We start from the raw sequence: 13,451 nt of genomic DNA, 5'->3' as shown, positions 1-13,451 counted from the left end.
AAAACTTTAAAATATGTCTAAATTTTCCCAAATAGGATGAATGATTATATCACCTTGTTCTGCAATGAGGTAGAATTTATCGATTTTGCTCACATCTATATTTATCATTTTTACACTGAAATTTTCAGGATCATAAGTATTACTTTCAGCACTTTTGTGATAATTATAATAATGTAATTTATTTTGATCATCAAAATAACCAAATTCATCAGCGAGGGTTCCCACTTTGCTACCTTTACCATCTTTGACTAGCCTAAATAGATCAATTGCATGGTTTTGAGATCCAGGCTCAATAGGCCCTTCCGCAGCAAAAAACTTAGGTGCATGACCAACATATTCCTTAAATTTTAGATTATGAGTCTTTTTTACACTACCAAAATCCACAAATTTATATTCATCTGAAACGCCAGAATATTGTGGATCATACTTTTTATATTCAAAAAACTCATTACCTAAAAAATTACAAAACGTTAATTTATAATTATCATGATCGGATTTAACGACTTTAAGGTAATGAAAATCTCTAGGAATCTTTACTTCCTCTTCCATAATATGATTACGTACAACAAGCTCACCATTTAGCATATGATAGCCAATTTTTGGCAAAGTGGCTATATTGATTGCCTTGTTTAGCTTAAAATTTGCTTCATAAATGCCGCTTAACAACTCCTTTCCTTTTTCTAAGGTGACGTCCTGGTCTAAAGCTATATTCTTGATTGAACTCAATTCTTTCTGCATGTTCAGTATGGCTTTCGTCAAAACTTCTATTGATTGCCATACAGTTAATTTATTATCAGTCAAATTATATACTTCAAGTATTAAATTAACAGGATTTTATCATGAATTTATGTTAAAAGTATTATACTTTGTAAACTTATGTCATGATATTAACTACATTAGCTAAAACATGCTTTTTATCTAAGTGGAGTTGCTTTGCGGCAACGAAAAGTTCATCTATTTTTTTCCACTGACTTAGCAGAATTTCAACACCATTTACCTCTCTCTTTATGCTTTCTAAAATGAAGGCCTGAATTATATATGATGCTAGTTCTAGTTCGATTTCGCTATTAATGACTTTATTAATCATATTGGGATTCTTTAAATCATGAAGAAATTTATAAAAGCATTTGTATGCTTCATAAGCATCACTACTTATTGTATTTATTATCATTCCTGGCATTCCAGGAAATAAAGTAATCATTTCGTCAAACGTTTGATTATCAAATTTACATTGAGATGAAGCAACTTGCTTTGTTTCATCATAAGTTAATGGGAGTAAATTTAGCTGAAAGCACCTACACAAGATAGTGGTTTGTATATCATATGGCTTATGGCTAATTATAAATATCTTAGAATTTTTTGGCGGCTCTTCTAATATTTTCAATATTGCGTTTTTAGCGTTATTAGTCATTGCCTCTAAGCTATCTATTATAGCTATTTTGTGTTCTGATTGAATGGGACTTAAGTGTAGAAAGTTTTTCATTTCTCTGACTTTTTCTATTCCGATAGTATCACCTTCAACAATGTGTAAGTCCAATGCTACTTCATTATAGTTTTTTATGAGTAACCAATTGGAGAAGGATTTTGCAAGTGTTGCTTTTCCTATACCTTTTTTACCACAGATCAGCCAAGACTGAACAGATAAGTTGTTCATTATTTTTTTTTTGGCTTGGTTGTGGCCTATTACTTTTTTCATTCTTTCTCCTATAGATTTTAGTTTGAAAATGCGTTGTTTACTGTTTGTAATGAAATTGCACCTTCCCTTAAAACCTTAATCTTATCTTCGGTTAAGTCAATAATAGTAGATTCTATACCAGAAACTAGTTCGTCATCTTCAATCACTACAGATAAATGTTGCTTAATGGATTGTGGTATATCGTTTGCCTTACATACACTTTCTTTTCCTGAAATATTTGTACTAGTTGCAACTATTGGAACTTTCAGTTTGTTTAGTATTGAAATTGCAATAGGATGCTCAGGAATTCTGATACCTATACTATCTTTAAAGAATTCGTTTGGCAATATGTTGTTGTTTTTAAGTGGTAAAATATAGGTAATTGGTCCAGGAGAAAAGTGGTTTATTAAATCAATATATCTTTCCTTTACCTTTGCTATTTTTGTCAAATTGTAAATATCACTAACAAATATAGACAGTGGTTTATTTTGAGAGCGTTTCTTTATCTGATATATTTTTCCTATAGATTCATTATCTAGTGCATTACAAGCAAGAGCATACACTGTTTCTGTTGGAAAACACACTAATAAATTGTTCTGTATTGCATTTATTATTTTAGATACCATATAGCTAAAAACTTATTCATAACAACTAGATCAGTTTTGTTGCACTGTATCTTATATAGTAACTGCTAGTTTTTGTAAACGTAATGCAACGCAGCTTACCATTTGTTATGCAGATTTGCTACAACCCAAACTCTTCATTGACTTTATCAATTATTGCCTGTGGTGGATCCTCTCCCCATCCTGAATACAAAATCTCTCCATAGTCTGCAACATCTATAGAGCCAGTTCTGCTTTTTGCTAGAAACATTTCTCTTTTCTCTTTATCAACTAATACATAATGCCACGCTGATTTTCCACGATCTTTACCACGGACTAAGTATATAAGATCTGACCTACTTCTTTTTGTTGCATCAGCAAAAGATCTTTCATTGACAGTTCTGCTTTTACTTTTTATGCCGCCACTTTCAGAAAAAGCTTCCTTGGATTCGGTTTTTTTGCCTGCTAATTCAGAAATTTTTCCTTTTTCCCCTAATGCCCGTTCTTTGGTGTTTTGAGACGAATACTTACTGGAAAAACCTTCCCCTGTACCGCCAGGAGTCCTGTTTGTGAAACGCTTAGTAAATGAATTATTGTCGTTGTTTTCTGCCATAAAAATCTCCAAACTTTAGATTGTAGAATCCAAACTTTTACTACACTTTATCATATGTTAATTAAATTAATATAAATGAAAAATAATATAGTAATTATTACAGGAATTACGGCCTCAGGTAAATCAGAATTATGCGATAACCTGATAGAAAAATATGGAAACATTAGTATAATAAATTGTGATTCAAAGCAGGTATATGAAGAAATTCCCATAATTACTGCTCAACCACCAAAGCAAGAAGTATTTTATAAACTATATGGTTATGTTTCAGCAAAAGAAAATTATTCCGTGGGTCTATGGTTAGAAGATTTAGAAAAAGAAGTTAATCACGCATTAGAAAATGCTCAAATACCTATCATCACTGGAGGAAGCGGGCTTTACATCAGCAGTTTAATCAAAGGCTTATCATCAATGCCACAAATAAGTCAGGAAGTGAGGAAAAATGTAAGCGAATTAAGGAAAAATTTAAGTAAAGAGGAGTTTTACAAATTAGCGCTAAGCAAAGATCCAAGGATTCAAGGTAAAGTGTTCATGAATGACTCGCACCGCCTTTCAAGGGCACTTGAAGTTATCACTGAAACTGGCAAGTCAATTTTTGTATGGCAAGAGAATAGACAGCCTCCTTTATTCAATAATTTTAAGATATATACAATTCTGCATAAACGTGAAGATGTATACCGAAAAATAAATTCTCGTTTCATTACAATGATTGAAAATGGAGCAATTGATGAAGTAAAAAAGCTACTTAGCATGAACCTAGCCCCACATTTGCCAGCTATGAAAGCACATGGAGTGCCAGAAATTGTAAAGTATTTGAAAGGTGAGATTACTTTAGACGAAGCGATACAGATTGCTCAAACAAACACAAGACACTACGCAAAACGCCAGTATACTTGGTTTAAAAACCAGTTCCCAAGTTCTGAAGTCATTGATTGTGCAAATGAGCTAACAGCGCTTGAAATATTTTAATTGTTAGTTTCTAGGTGTATTTCCATACTCATTGCTATGAATGGGCGGTTCCATATTTTCCAGATGGCTGTTCACTTTTGGTGGCTTATCCAAGCCATGCTCTATTTTTATTTTAAAAAATCCAAGCCTCTCGCAAAATTTCTGAAAACACTCTTTTATAACGTCAAACAAGTTTTTATCACCTATATTATAGTCCTTCAGTCTCTTAGGAACAGTAAGTGACAATTTACCATCTTCATATGTTACATTTTTATCACCTTGAGACTTAAGTGTGAATTCTAGCGAGCTATCCAATTTACATAATTCTTCTTCTGATTTTGCTAAAGTGCAAACTGCAATTTTTTCTTCAATTCTGATTGTTGCATGACTTGGATCACTACAATTAATATGTGTTGTATGACTAGAACCGAAAACTAACTCATATGCCATAGCTACATGAAAAAGAGGTTTATCTTCAGCGTATAATGCACCTACGTACCCTGCTTGATTACAATTGATAACCAGTTCTTCCAAAATAGAATCACTTGGAACTTGAGCTTCAGCATATTTAAATATTTCCTTAAAAACTTCTTTTGCAAACGCACGATAACTCTTATTTTCATCTTCTTCTTTCGGTAATAGGTTAGTATATCCTTTACCTATATTGTAGAATTTTTCAACTTCCTCTTTATACCGATCAGTTTCTTTATCATTAGAAACCTTCAGACCTTCGCAATACTTTTCCCAAAATTTGTCAAATTCTTCTTTATCTCTATTTATTAGTGCTTTAATCAAAATTGTGTCTATATTTTTCTTGTTAATAACAAAATTCATTCTGTCAAAATCCTCATACATCTGTTTACCAGAGTTCGCTGAGATATCCTTTTCATCAGCTCTTAACTTACTAAAATCAAACTTTTCTGCTTGAGCTCTTAGTGTAACTATTGGATTTTCCTTTTCTTCTGATATAGGGCTACTCATTATTAGTACCTCAATATAGACTACTGTATAATAATACATGAAAATGATTAATAAGTCAATAAAATACTTTATATAAACGCAAGTTCTATGACAGCAAATATAGTTAGGGGTAACTTAGGCTTACCGACGATTTTAAAAACAACAAATTCGTCATTCCGTTACGTGTTAGCGGCTGAGATACCGCGAATGAATCGCGGTATGACGTTAGAGAGCTGTGCTAGCTATAGTGCATACCTGACCATAAGGTGACAAGATTTTAAAAAGGCTCTATAACAGTTTTACACATGTATGAATCTCAATGAGCAATCAGATTTTTCTAAATAGCAGGCTGGAGAATATACCTAAGTTCCATTCCGCAATATTGCCTAAACTTTGTGGTGGGGACAAGGTGGTGGATCTGCTGTTTTATAAGCCACTTAGTTATGTGGATAGAAGCAAGTTACTATCTGATGCTCGAGTTGGAGAATTTACAACTTTCATTGCAAAAGTTTATGAGCATCAGTCGCCCACTTTTAGAGGTAGACCATATAAAATAGTCGTTGAAAGTGAGAGTCAGTATATATTCATAGTCTTTTTTAATTACTCAGTTAAGTATTTATATAAACTATTTCCAATTGGAGCGAATGTGATCATCAGTGGCAAACTCGAAAAATTTGCTGAACATTGGCAAATTACTCATCCAGATTACGTGTCGCTTGACATCAACCAATTTAAAAAAATAGCTTGCATAGAGCCAGTTTACCAATTATGCCGTGGCATTACCAATAAGCGCATTGGGAACATAATAAGCTCTAATCTAAAGGAATTGCCTGATTTACCAGAGTGGATAGATGATACATTAATCAAGCAAAAAAAATGGTTAAGTTGGAGGGAAAGCATCATAAAGTTGCACAGACCAAGCTCATTGGCGGAAGCTGAGGTTTGTAGAAAAAGGCTTGCTTATGATGAATTGTTTGCGTATCAGCTAGCGCTGAAACTTGCAAGAAAAAATCATGTGAAAGAAAGGGGAAGAGAATTTATAATATTGAGTAAATACAAAGAGCAAGTTTTAAATGAATTGTCGTTTCAATTAACAAATGATCAAACTCGTGCAATAGATGAGATCTCAGAGAGACAAAAATCCAAGTATCGCATGATAAGCTTGCTGCAAGGTGATGTTGGTAGTGGCAAAACCGTAGTTGCACTTTTTGCGATGATAAATGTGGTAGAAAACAACATGCAGGCAGCTCTAATGGCACCGACTACTATCTTGGCGGAGCAACATTATAATTGGATTGAGGAAGTTTTATCCTGTACCGATATAAAAGTTGCGCTGCTTACTGGTAAAACTTCGCGCAAGGAAAGAAAGATTATCATGAACGAACTTGCAAGTGGTGTTTTAAATATAGTGATTGGCACTCATGCACTATTTCAAGCTAACGTTACATTTAAAAATTTAGGGCTTGCAGTCATAGACGAGCAACAGCGATTTGGAGTGATGCAGAGAAATCGCTTGGTAGGAAAAGGAGAAAATGCCGATATACTTTTCGTTACTGCAACTCCCATTCCAAGAACCTTGCAGCAAGCTATGTATGGTGATGTTGAATGTTCAATTTTGAAAGAAAAACCAAAATCCAGATTGCCAATAAAAACTGTAACTATGAACATTAGTAGGATGCCAGATGTTATTGAAAAGCTAAAAGGTGCTATAAACAGGGGCGAAAAAGCATATTGGATTTGTCCATATATAGAAGAAAACGAAGAGACCAATATTGCTGCAGCAGAGATGCGTTTTCAGGAATTACAAAAAACATTTCTTGATAAAGTCGGGATAATACACGGAAAATTGACTCAGGAGCAGAAAGATCAAGTTATGTTTTCCTTCAAAAGGAATGAATTTTCTCTGCTTGTTGCAACCACTGTGATAGAAGTTGGTATAGATGTGCCAGATGCAACCATCATGATTATAGAAAATGCAGAGCAATTTGGGTTATCACAATTGCATCAGTTAAGAGGCAGAGTAGGGCGAGGAAACAAGCCATCTTTTTGTGTATTATTATACGATAATTTAAGTAAAAGCTCATCTTCAAAGTTAAAGATCATGTGTGAGTCACAAGATGGATTTTACATTGCTGAAAGGGATATGATGCTAAGAGGCAGTGGAGATATTTTAGGCACAAAACAATCAGGATGTATGGAATTTAAATTTGCTGATTTATATCAGGACAAAGAGCTGCTCAATCTCGCGTATAATAACGCAAAAGGCGCAATGGCTGATTTTGAATTACTGCTTGATATATTTGAATATAGGAGTAGATTACATTTTTCAAAATTTCAGTAGGAAAACCAGGTAGCCCGCAGAAACGAAAAAACTTCCTTGACAAACCTCGCCAGCCCCCTTATCATGAAACTGAAGCTATTGTATTTGCTTTCGCCAATCTGCAGATTAAAAGGTAAGGATTACTTAATGTATCGGCGTCTTATGTTCAATTTTTTGCAGTATATAGATACTGTATGTCTTTACAAAACTTCATCTACATCTAGATTTTTATCTAAATAAGCTGAACGCGCTTATAAAGCGTTACAAGACATCAAAAAATGCCAATACTCGACAGAGATAGTAAAAGACTAGCTAACTTGGGGATTCTTTGTCTTTTTTTCTGCTTAGTAAATTTCTTAAACATTTGCAGCGTAAGTTAGTTGCAATTAAAAGCGGCTGAATCTCGCTTGTCAAGCGTTTAAAACATAAAAAACGCCAATATTTTAAAGCGGATAATAACCTCAGGGCTTCTTTTGCCTTTTTTTTCATTTGGTAAATTTCTTAATGTTTATGGCTAAACGACAACCGTCATCCCGCTGCTTGTTAGCGGGATCTCTTGTTAGCGGCTGAGATACCGCGAATGAATCGCGGTATGACGTAGATTGCTGTCATTCCAGTGCTCCTTTTTTTGTCATCCAAGCAGCCTCCTATGGTGTCATCCCAGTGCCCAGACACTGGGATCCAGCATTTCATGCAATCCCATCAAGAACGTTGTATTTTACATAACACTTTTATGCTTACCAACCCAGTGTCCAATCAAAATTCCTGGATCCCAGTGGGCTTTGTTGCATAGCAACTGAAAAAATCTGGTGGCTACTGACAAAATTCATTATAAAATAGCCATTTAACCTTGAAAGAAAAAATATGCCACAAAAAATGAGGGTCAGTAACCATAGCGAATATAACAAATTTCTAGAAAAAAGAGGAAATATTTTTCATTATATCAACGAAGCCATAGAAAAGTGGTACGAGAATGGTCCAAAAATACCAGGTGGCAACAATATTTATAGCGATAAAGTTGTAATTTTGGTGCACATAATAACTTGTTTATTTAGAATAGGCCTGAGGCAAACAGTTGGGTTTATAGCAGGATACCTTGAGCAAATTGGGAAAAATTTGCAAGTTATCAGCTATTCACAATCATCAAGAAGGTTTAAGAAACTTAATATTAAGATCAATGATTGCAGAATTGATAAAAATAATATGGAAGATATCGAAATTGCTATAGACAGTACAGGAATTAGTATATACAACAACACTCCTGGTCATAGCAAGGAAAATAGCGAAGATAGAAAGTATCGCAGCTATGAACAGACAAGAAAATTGCATGTAATGTTGAATACAAACAGCAAAAAAGCCATAGCTGTAAAATACAGTAATGGTGTCTACTCTGATCACTATGGAGCTTGTGATTTGCTAAAAGAAGTCGATTTTCAGTATGTCATAAAAGTACTATATGCAGATAGGGCATATGATAGAGAAAAGCTCTATAAGCTGTGTAATCAATATGGTATAAAAACGAAAATTCCTCCGAAAAACAACGCAGCAGAGCATCCAAAATTGGATTATATGCTTGATAGAAATGCCGCTATTCAGTTAATGAAATTACATGGTGAGAATGGTATAAAAAGATGGAAAGAAGAAGTAAATTACGGAAAAAGATCGTATATTGAAGGATTTTTCTCAAGGTTGAAGCGAATATTTGGGTTTAGTTTTAGGAGCAAATCTGAGAACCTGTTTAAAATCTCGGAGAGATAAGGTAAAATAGTGGTAGATTAAGAATGAGGTATATCTATGCGTAAAAATTATCCAAGTGATATGAGTCGAGAGCAATTTGAAAAAATCAGACCAATACTAGAGAGTAGCAGGAAGAAAACGAGACCAAGAAAACTTGATTTGTATGATGTATTTCGTACAGTGTTATACGTCCTAAAAAGTGGTTGCCAGTGGAGAATGTTGCCAAAAGATTTTCCAAGGTGGGAAAGCGTATATTACTATTTTCAAATGTGGAATAAAAAGAATGGAGAAGAACCAAGTTTGTTGGAATTAGTTTTAAAAAAAATTGGTTGGAGAGATCCGTATCAACAATGGTCGGAAAGAGAAAACTAGCTTCTGTATAATTGATGCTCAAAGTGTTAAAAACACAGATACTGCTGAAAAAAAGGGCTATGATGCAGGTAAAAAGATTTCAGGCATAAAGCGTCATATTGCAGTTGATACTCAAGGTCTACCACATGCAATTTATGTAACAACAGCAGAAGTAACTGATCGTAGTAGCGCTGTAAGAACCTGTTTAAAATCTTCGTAATAGGAGAGAAATGAAGGAAAGGACAATCATTTGCAAGCTGGTATTGAGTTTACGTTCGCAATTTTTCCATAGCCGTCTACACTTTTCTAACCAAGCAAAAGAACGCTCAACAACCCATCTCTTTGGCAATACAACAAAAGAATGTAATTCACTGCGCTTTATTACCTCAACAGTTGCACCAATAATATCTTTTATTTGGGTTGCAAAAATTTTTCCTGTGTAGCCTGCATCAACCAATATATTTTTGACTTCAGAAAGGGTATCTTTAGCATTTTCAACCATTCTTACAGCGCTACTACGATCAGTTACTTCTGCTGTTGTTACATAAATTGCATGTGGTAGACCTTGAGTATCAACTGCAATATGACGCTTTATGCCTGAAATCTTTTTACCTGCATCATAGCCCTTTTTTTCAGCAGTATCTGTGTTTTTAACACTTTGAGCATCAATTATACAGAAGCTAGTTTTCTCTTTCCGACCATTGTTGATACGGATCTCTCCAACCAATTTTTTTTAAAACTAATTCCAACAAACTTGGTTCTTCTCCATTCTTTTTATTCCACATTTGAAAATAGTAATATACGCTTTCCCACCTTGGAAAATCTTTTGGCAACATTCTCCACTGGCAACCACTTTTTAGGACGTATAACACTGTACGAAATACATCATACAAATCAAGTTTTCTTGGTCTCGTTTTCTTCCTGCTACTCTCTAGTATTGGTCTGATTTTTTCAAATTGCTCTCGACTTATATCACTTGGATAATTTTTACGCATAGATATACCTCATTCTTAATCTACCACTATTTTACCTCATCTCTCCGAGATTTTAAACAGGTTCTGAGATTAATCGTGAGAAGGAACTACTTGTTAAATGCTATTTGCTCAATAAGTTCACTGATATTGGTATGGCTAAATTTGAGATAGCTTCATAAATTTATTGTGCGTTACCTACTATCCGAAGAGCGATGCAACAAAGCCATCCCAGTGTCAAGCACTGGGATGACACCATAGGGGCACTGCCGTCATAAAGGAACCAGTGTCAGCTACTTGAATGACATCATAGGGGCGCTGGCCTGACAACCGTCATCCCGCTGCTTGTTAGCGGAATCTGCTGTGGCGACATAAACTCAAATCATTTCAAATTTCAATCCAAAGAGGTATCATTATGTCAAACAACTTCAATTTTAAAGAATTTTTTAACCACTATGAAACAAATAGTACGTCAGATGATATACAAAGGTATTATTTGCTGTGGAAATCAGTAATAGCGCAGGCAATGATTGATGCAGCAAGTAACTGTAAAAAAACAGAAAGCTTGGTAGAAAAACGTAAGGCAATTTCTTGGTTGTCAGACTTTAGTCAAGATTTTGTGCACACATGTATATTGGCTGATTGTGATCCGGTATACGTAAAAAATAAAATACAGCCAACCTTAAAAAGCCTTACTAGATAAAGCCTTTTTATATACTTAATGAGGTTTACTCCTTTTACCGAAAAAAATATAATTCAATCTCCTATCTATAGTTGCCTCTATATCTTTGATTAATAGCTGCTTTATCATGTTTACTTTTCGCTTTGCATCTTGAGCTTGACGCTCATTGTTACCACTGTTATTGCTGTAATTATTCTTATCACTATAATTACTGCCACTTGGTTTGCTACTGTTACTGAACTCACTACCCTTTTTTCTTCTTGTGTTGAGTATCTGTATTATCTTTTCCTTTAAAAAGGACTTCCAGCCTGTGCCAAGTAATAATTTATAGAGAAAATGCGGAGTAAGAAACGCCACTAATATTCGAATAGAAATTCCGTAACCGAGATCTTCCCTATTTTCATAATACCACTTGCAATATTGAAACAAACGGTAAAACGCATTTTTGAAAGAGCAAAATTCTACAGCATACCAAAAACCATTGCTGAGAAACATGAGCACAATGCTGAATGTGTAAAGATACATTGTGAAGAGAAACAGTTTCACAATTATATCTTTTAGACTACCTAATATATAATTCAATAATCTTAATTTATAGAAAAGTGATATCATTTCACACCCACTTCAATATGGCTGGGGTGGAAGGATTCGAACCTTCGCGTGGCGGTATCAAAAACCGCTGCCTTACCACTTGGCTACACCCCAATACTACTTACATCAATAACACTATTAGCCCAATTAGTAAAAGATTTATTTGCTTTTTCTATGGGCATCACAGCAATAGCTGGCTGATCATAAGAATGCATTGCTTCAATTTTTTCTACAATTTTATCAACTTGATCATTTTTGCTTTTCATAATTGCTACTACTTCACAACTATTACTAATTTTACCTTCCCATAAATACAGAGAATTCACTTCGGGAAATATATTTACACATACAATTAATTTCTCGTTTAACAATTCTTCAGAAATAGTTTTAGCTTCTTCAAAATTTGAAAAAGTTGTATAAATCAAAACTAAACTACTCATTAGAATCTATATAAACGCACTGCTACTATACTCTACCGAGGTTTATTCATCAAGAGAAAATAACGCCAGCGCGTACTGTATGAACATTTGTTTGCAAAGGTAGTATGTTAAGTGTTATAGCTAGTTTGCCTCAAACGTAAAGGTGTCATCCCAGTGCCCCTGTGATGTCATTCCAGTGCTTGACACTGGAATCCAGTTTTCCATATAATCTCATCGAAAACGTTGTAACCACTTTCTATGCTAGTTTGCTTGTAAACAAGCAAACTTTCCTGGATCCCAGTGGGCTTTGTTGCATCGCTCTTCGGATAGTAGGTAACGCACAATAAATTTATGAAGCTATCTCAAATTTAGCCATACCAATATCAGTGAACTTATTGAGCAAATAGCATTTAACAAGTAGTTCCTTCTCACGATTAATCTCAGATTTGCTCCTAAAACTAAACCCAAATATTCGCTTCAACCTTGAGAAAAATCCTTCAATATACGATCTTTTTCCGTAATTTACTTCTTCTTTCCATCTTTTTATACCATTCTCACCATGTAATTTCATTAACTGAATAGCGGCATTTCTATCAAGCATATAATCCAATTTTGGATGCTCTGCTGCGTTGTTTTTCGGAGGAATTTTCGTTTTTATACCATATTGATTACACAGCTTATAGAGCTTTTCTCTATCATATGCCCTATCTGCATATAGTACTTTTATGACATACTGAAAATCGACTTCTTTTAGCAAATCACAAGCTCCATAGTGATCAGAGTAGACACCATTACTGTATTTTACAGCTATGGCTTTTTTGCTGTTTGTATTCAACATTACATGCAATTTTCTTGTCTGTTCATAGCTGCGATACTTTCTATCTTCGCTATTTTCCTTGCTATGACCAGGAGTGTTGTTGTATATACTAATTCCTGTACTGTCTATAGCAATTTCGATATCTTCCATATTATTTTTATCAATTCTGCAATCATTGATCTTAATATTAAGTTTCTTAAACCTTCTTGATGATTGTGAATAGCTGATAACTTGCAAATTTTTCCCAATTTGCTCAAGGTATCCTGCTATAAACCCAACTGTTTGCCTCAGGCCTATTCTAAATAAACAAGTTATTATGTGCACCAAAATTACAACTTTATCGCTATAAATATTGTTGCCACCTGGTATTTTTGGACCATTCTCGTACCACTTTTCTATGGCTTCGTTGATATAATGAAAAATATTTCCTCTTTTTTCTAGAAATTTGTTATATTCGCTATGGTTACTGACCCTCATTTTTTGTGGCATATTTTTTCTTTCAAGGTTAAATGGCTATTTTATAATGAATTTTGTCAGTAGCCACCAGATTTTTTCAGTTGCTATGCAACAAAGCCCACTGGGATCCAGTTTTCCATATAATCTCATCGAAAATGTTGTAACCACTTTCTGTGCTAGTTTGCTTGCTTACAAGCAAACTTTCCTGGATCCCAGTGTCTGGGCACTGGGATGACATCATAGGGACACTGGGATTACACCCTGACAATCGTCATCCAGCTACTTGTTAGCGGCTAAGAGATACCGCGA

16 protein-coding genes, 1 tRNA gene and 1 pseudogene are annotated in these 13,451 nt (G+C 34.4%); 6 read left to right on the top strand and 12 right to left on the bottom strand.

Going from position 1 to position 13,451, the window contains the following annotated elements:
- Positions 1-6 precede the first annotated feature (6 nt).
- The 4 genes from AAGD72_RS05790 to AAGD72_RS05775 form a co-directional block, all read right to left on the bottom strand.
- Positions 7-801, bottom strand: coding sequence for a hypothetical protein (locus tag AAGD72_RS05790; RefSeq protein ID WP_341814777.1), 795 nt, complete (start codon positions 799-801; stop codon positions 7-9).
- A gap of 73 nt (positions 802-874) precedes the next feature.
- Positions 875-1,696 carry an AAA family ATPase gene (locus AAGD72_RS05785; RefSeq protein ID WP_151807995.1) on the bottom strand — a complete coding sequence of 274 codons (822 nt, stop codon included), beginning with the start codon at positions 1,694-1,696 and terminating at the stop codon, positions 875-877.
- Positions 1,697-1,713: 17 nt separating this feature from the next.
- Positions 1,714-2,301, bottom strand: coding sequence for an L-threonylcarbamoyladenylate synthase (locus AAGD72_RS05780; protein WP_006280292.1), 588 nt, complete (start codon positions 2,299-2,301; stop codon positions 1,714-1,716).
- Between the two features lie 118 nt (positions 2,302-2,419).
- Positions 2,420-2,890 (bottom strand): hypothetical protein, encoded by a 471-nt coding sequence (locus AAGD72_RS05775; RefSeq protein WP_010082479.1) that lies wholly within the window; start codon positions 2,888-2,890, stop codon positions 2,420-2,422.
- A gap of 75 nt (positions 2,891-2,965) precedes the next feature.
- On the opposite strand from AAGD72_RS05775, the gene miaA reads away from it, so the two are divergent.
- A complete protein-coding gene (gene miaA / locus AAGD72_RS05770) occupies positions 2,966-3,859 on the top strand; it encodes a tRNA (adenosine(37)-N6)-dimethylallyltransferase MiaA (RefSeq protein ID WP_341814776.1) in 894 nt (297 codons plus the stop codon).
- Positions 3,860-3,862: 3 nt separating this feature from the next.
- On the opposite strand, the gene AAGD72_RS05765 is transcribed toward miaA, so the two are convergent.
- Positions 3,863-4,819 (bottom strand): hypothetical protein, encoded by a 957-nt coding sequence (locus AAGD72_RS05765; RefSeq protein WP_341814775.1) that lies wholly within the window; start codon positions 4,817-4,819, stop codon positions 3,863-3,865.
- Positions 4,820-5,117: 298 nt separating this feature from the next.
- On the opposite strand from AAGD72_RS05765, the gene recG reads away from it, so the two are divergent.
- Positions 5,118-7,139: an ATP-dependent DNA helicase RecG gene (gene recG / locus AAGD72_RS05760; RefSeq protein ID WP_341814774.1), complete on the top strand. Its 2,022-nt coding sequence runs from the start codon at positions 5,118-5,120 to the stop codon at positions 7,137-7,139.
- Positions 7,140-7,430: 291 nt separating this feature from the next.
- Here the strand turns inward: recG and AAGD72_RS05755 are convergent, their stop codons facing one another.
- A complete protein-coding gene (locus tag AAGD72_RS05755; protein WP_215401836.1) occupies positions 7,431-7,607 on the bottom strand; it encodes a hypothetical protein in 177 nt (58 codons plus the stop codon).
- Positions 7,608-7,746: 139 nt separating this feature from the next.
- On the opposite strand from AAGD72_RS05755, the gene AAGD72_RS05750 reads away from it, so the two are divergent.
- From AAGD72_RS05750 to AAGD72_RS05740, 3 genes and pseudogenes are all read left to right on the top strand, one after another.
- Positions 7,747-7,911 (top strand): hypothetical protein, encoded by a 165-nt coding sequence (locus tag AAGD72_RS05750; RefSeq protein ID WP_341814773.1) that lies wholly within the window; start codon positions 7,747-7,749, stop codon positions 7,909-7,911.
- 71 nt (positions 7,912-7,982) lie between these two features.
- Complete coding sequence (locus AAGD72_RS05745) at positions 7,983-8,876, top strand: IS5 family transposase (protein ID WP_341814772.1); 894 nt, start codon at positions 7,983-7,985, stop codon at positions 8,874-8,876.
- Positions 8,877-8,912: 36 nt separating this feature from the next.
- Positions 8,913-9,405: pseudogene (locus tag AAGD72_RS05740) on the top strand (IS5 family transposase); the annotation flags it as partial.
- 6 nt (positions 9,406-9,411) lie between these two features.
- Here AAGD72_RS05740 and AAGD72_RS05735 read toward each other — a convergent pair.
- Positions 9,412-10,201, bottom strand: a protein-coding gene (locus AAGD72_RS05735; RefSeq protein WP_341814578.1) for an IS5 family transposase whose coding sequence is annotated in 2 segments (ribosomal slippage) — positions 9,412-9,939 and positions 9,941-10,201 — 789 coding nt in all. Because the reading frame shifts where the segments join, the coding sequence is not laid out codon by codon here.
- A 391-nt stretch (positions 10,202-10,592) separates the two neighbouring features.
- Between AAGD72_RS05735 and AAGD72_RS05730 the strand changes: the two genes are divergently transcribed.
- Positions 10,593-10,880 (top strand): hypothetical protein, encoded by a 288-nt coding sequence (locus tag AAGD72_RS05730; RefSeq protein WP_010962862.1) that lies wholly within the window; start codon positions 10,593-10,595, stop codon positions 10,878-10,880.
- Positions 10,881-10,895: 15 nt separating this feature from the next.
- Here AAGD72_RS05730 and AAGD72_RS05725 read toward each other — a convergent pair whose 3' ends face one another.
- The 5 genes from AAGD72_RS05725 to AAGD72_RS05705 form a co-directional block, all read right to left on the bottom strand.
- Positions 10,896-11,354, bottom strand: a complete 459-nt coding sequence (locus AAGD72_RS05725; RefSeq protein ID WP_341814771.1) for a hypothetical protein — start codon at positions 11,352-11,354, stop codon at positions 10,896-10,898.
- 135 nt (positions 11,355-11,489) lie between these two features.
- A tRNA-Gln gene (locus tag AAGD72_RS05720) sits at positions 11,490-11,564 on the bottom strand.
- Entirely contained in the window at positions 11,555-11,890 is a 336-nt protein-coding gene (gene cutA / locus AAGD72_RS05715) for a divalent-cation tolerance protein CutA (protein ID WP_015589221.1), read from the bottom strand. Before cutA ends, AAGD72_RS05720 begins: the two co-directional genes overlap by 10 nt.
- Positions 11,891-12,218: 328 nt before the next feature.
- Positions 12,219-13,175 carry an IS5 family transposase gene (locus AAGD72_RS05710; protein ID WP_341814569.1) on the bottom strand — a complete coding sequence of 319 codons (957 nt, stop codon included), beginning with the start codon at positions 13,173-13,175 and terminating at the stop codon, positions 12,219-12,221.
- Positions 13,176-13,239: 64 nt separating this feature from the next.
- Positions 13,240-13,383 (bottom strand): hypothetical protein, encoded by a 144-nt coding sequence (locus tag AAGD72_RS05705; protein WP_341814770.1) that lies wholly within the window; start codon positions 13,381-13,383, stop codon positions 13,240-13,242.
- Positions 13,384-13,451 lie beyond the last annotated feature (68 nt).

The sequence above is a fragment of the Wolbachia endosymbiont (group A) of Chalcis sispes genome, assembly GCF_964026765.1.
Classification (GTDB): Bacteria; Pseudomonadota; Alphaproteobacteria; order Rickettsiales; family Anaplasmataceae; genus Wolbachia; species Wolbachia pipientis.
This window is presented reverse-complemented; position numbering and strand designations above follow the sequence as displayed.

What these genes read in the sequence shown, in the direction of transcription:
- AAGD72_RS05785 (WP_151807995.1), bottom strand. Translation starts at nt 1,696, where the DNA reads ATGAAAAAAGTAATAGGCCACAACCAAGCCAAAAAAAAAATAATGAAC.
- AAGD72_RS05725 (WP_341814771.1), bottom strand. Translation starts at nt 11,354, where the DNA reads ATGTTTCTCAGCAATGGTTTTTGGTATGCTGTAGAATTTTGCTCTTTC.
- AAGD72_RS05765 (WP_341814775.1), bottom strand. Translation starts at nt 4,819, where the DNA reads ATGAGTAGCCCTATATCAGAAGAAAAGGAAAATCCAATAGTTACACTA.
- AAGD72_RS05745 (WP_341814772.1), top strand. Translation starts at nt 7,983, where the DNA reads ATGCCACAAAAAATGAGGGTCAGTAACCATAGCGAATATAACAAATTT.
- AAGD72_RS05730 (WP_010962862.1), top strand. Translation starts at nt 10,593, where the DNA reads ATGTCAAACAACTTCAATTTTAAAGAATTTTTTAACCACTATGAAACA.
- AAGD72_RS05780 (WP_006280292.1), bottom strand. Translation starts at nt 2,301, where the DNA reads ATGGTATCTAAAATAATAAATGCAATACAGAACAATTTATTAGTGTGT.
- AAGD72_RS05705 (WP_341814770.1), bottom strand. Translation starts at nt 13,383, where the DNA reads ATGATGTCATCCCAGTGCCCAGACACTGGGATCCAGGAAAGTTTGCTT.
- miaA (WP_341814776.1), top strand. Translation starts at nt 2,966, where the DNA reads ATGAAAAATAATATAGTAATTATTACAGGAATTACGGCCTCAGGTAAA.
- AAGD72_RS05710 (WP_341814569.1), bottom strand. Translation starts at nt 13,175, where the DNA reads ATGCCACAAAAAATGAGGGTCAGTAACCATAGCGAATATAACAAATTT.
- cutA (WP_015589221.1), bottom strand. Translation starts at nt 11,890, where the DNA reads ATGAGTAGTTTAGTTTTGATTTATACAACTTTTTCAAATTTTGAAGAA.
- AAGD72_RS05775 (WP_010082479.1), bottom strand. Translation starts at nt 2,890, where the DNA reads ATGGCAGAAAACAACGACAATAATTCATTTACTAAGCGTTTCACAAAC.
- AAGD72_RS05755 (WP_215401836.1), bottom strand. Translation starts at nt 7,607, where the DNA reads ATGAAAAAAAAGGCAAAAGAAGCCCTGAGGTTATTATCCGCTTTAAAA.
- recG (WP_341814774.1), top strand. Translation starts at nt 5,118, where the DNA reads ATGAGCAATCAGATTTTTCTAAATAGCAGGCTGGAGAATATACCTAAG.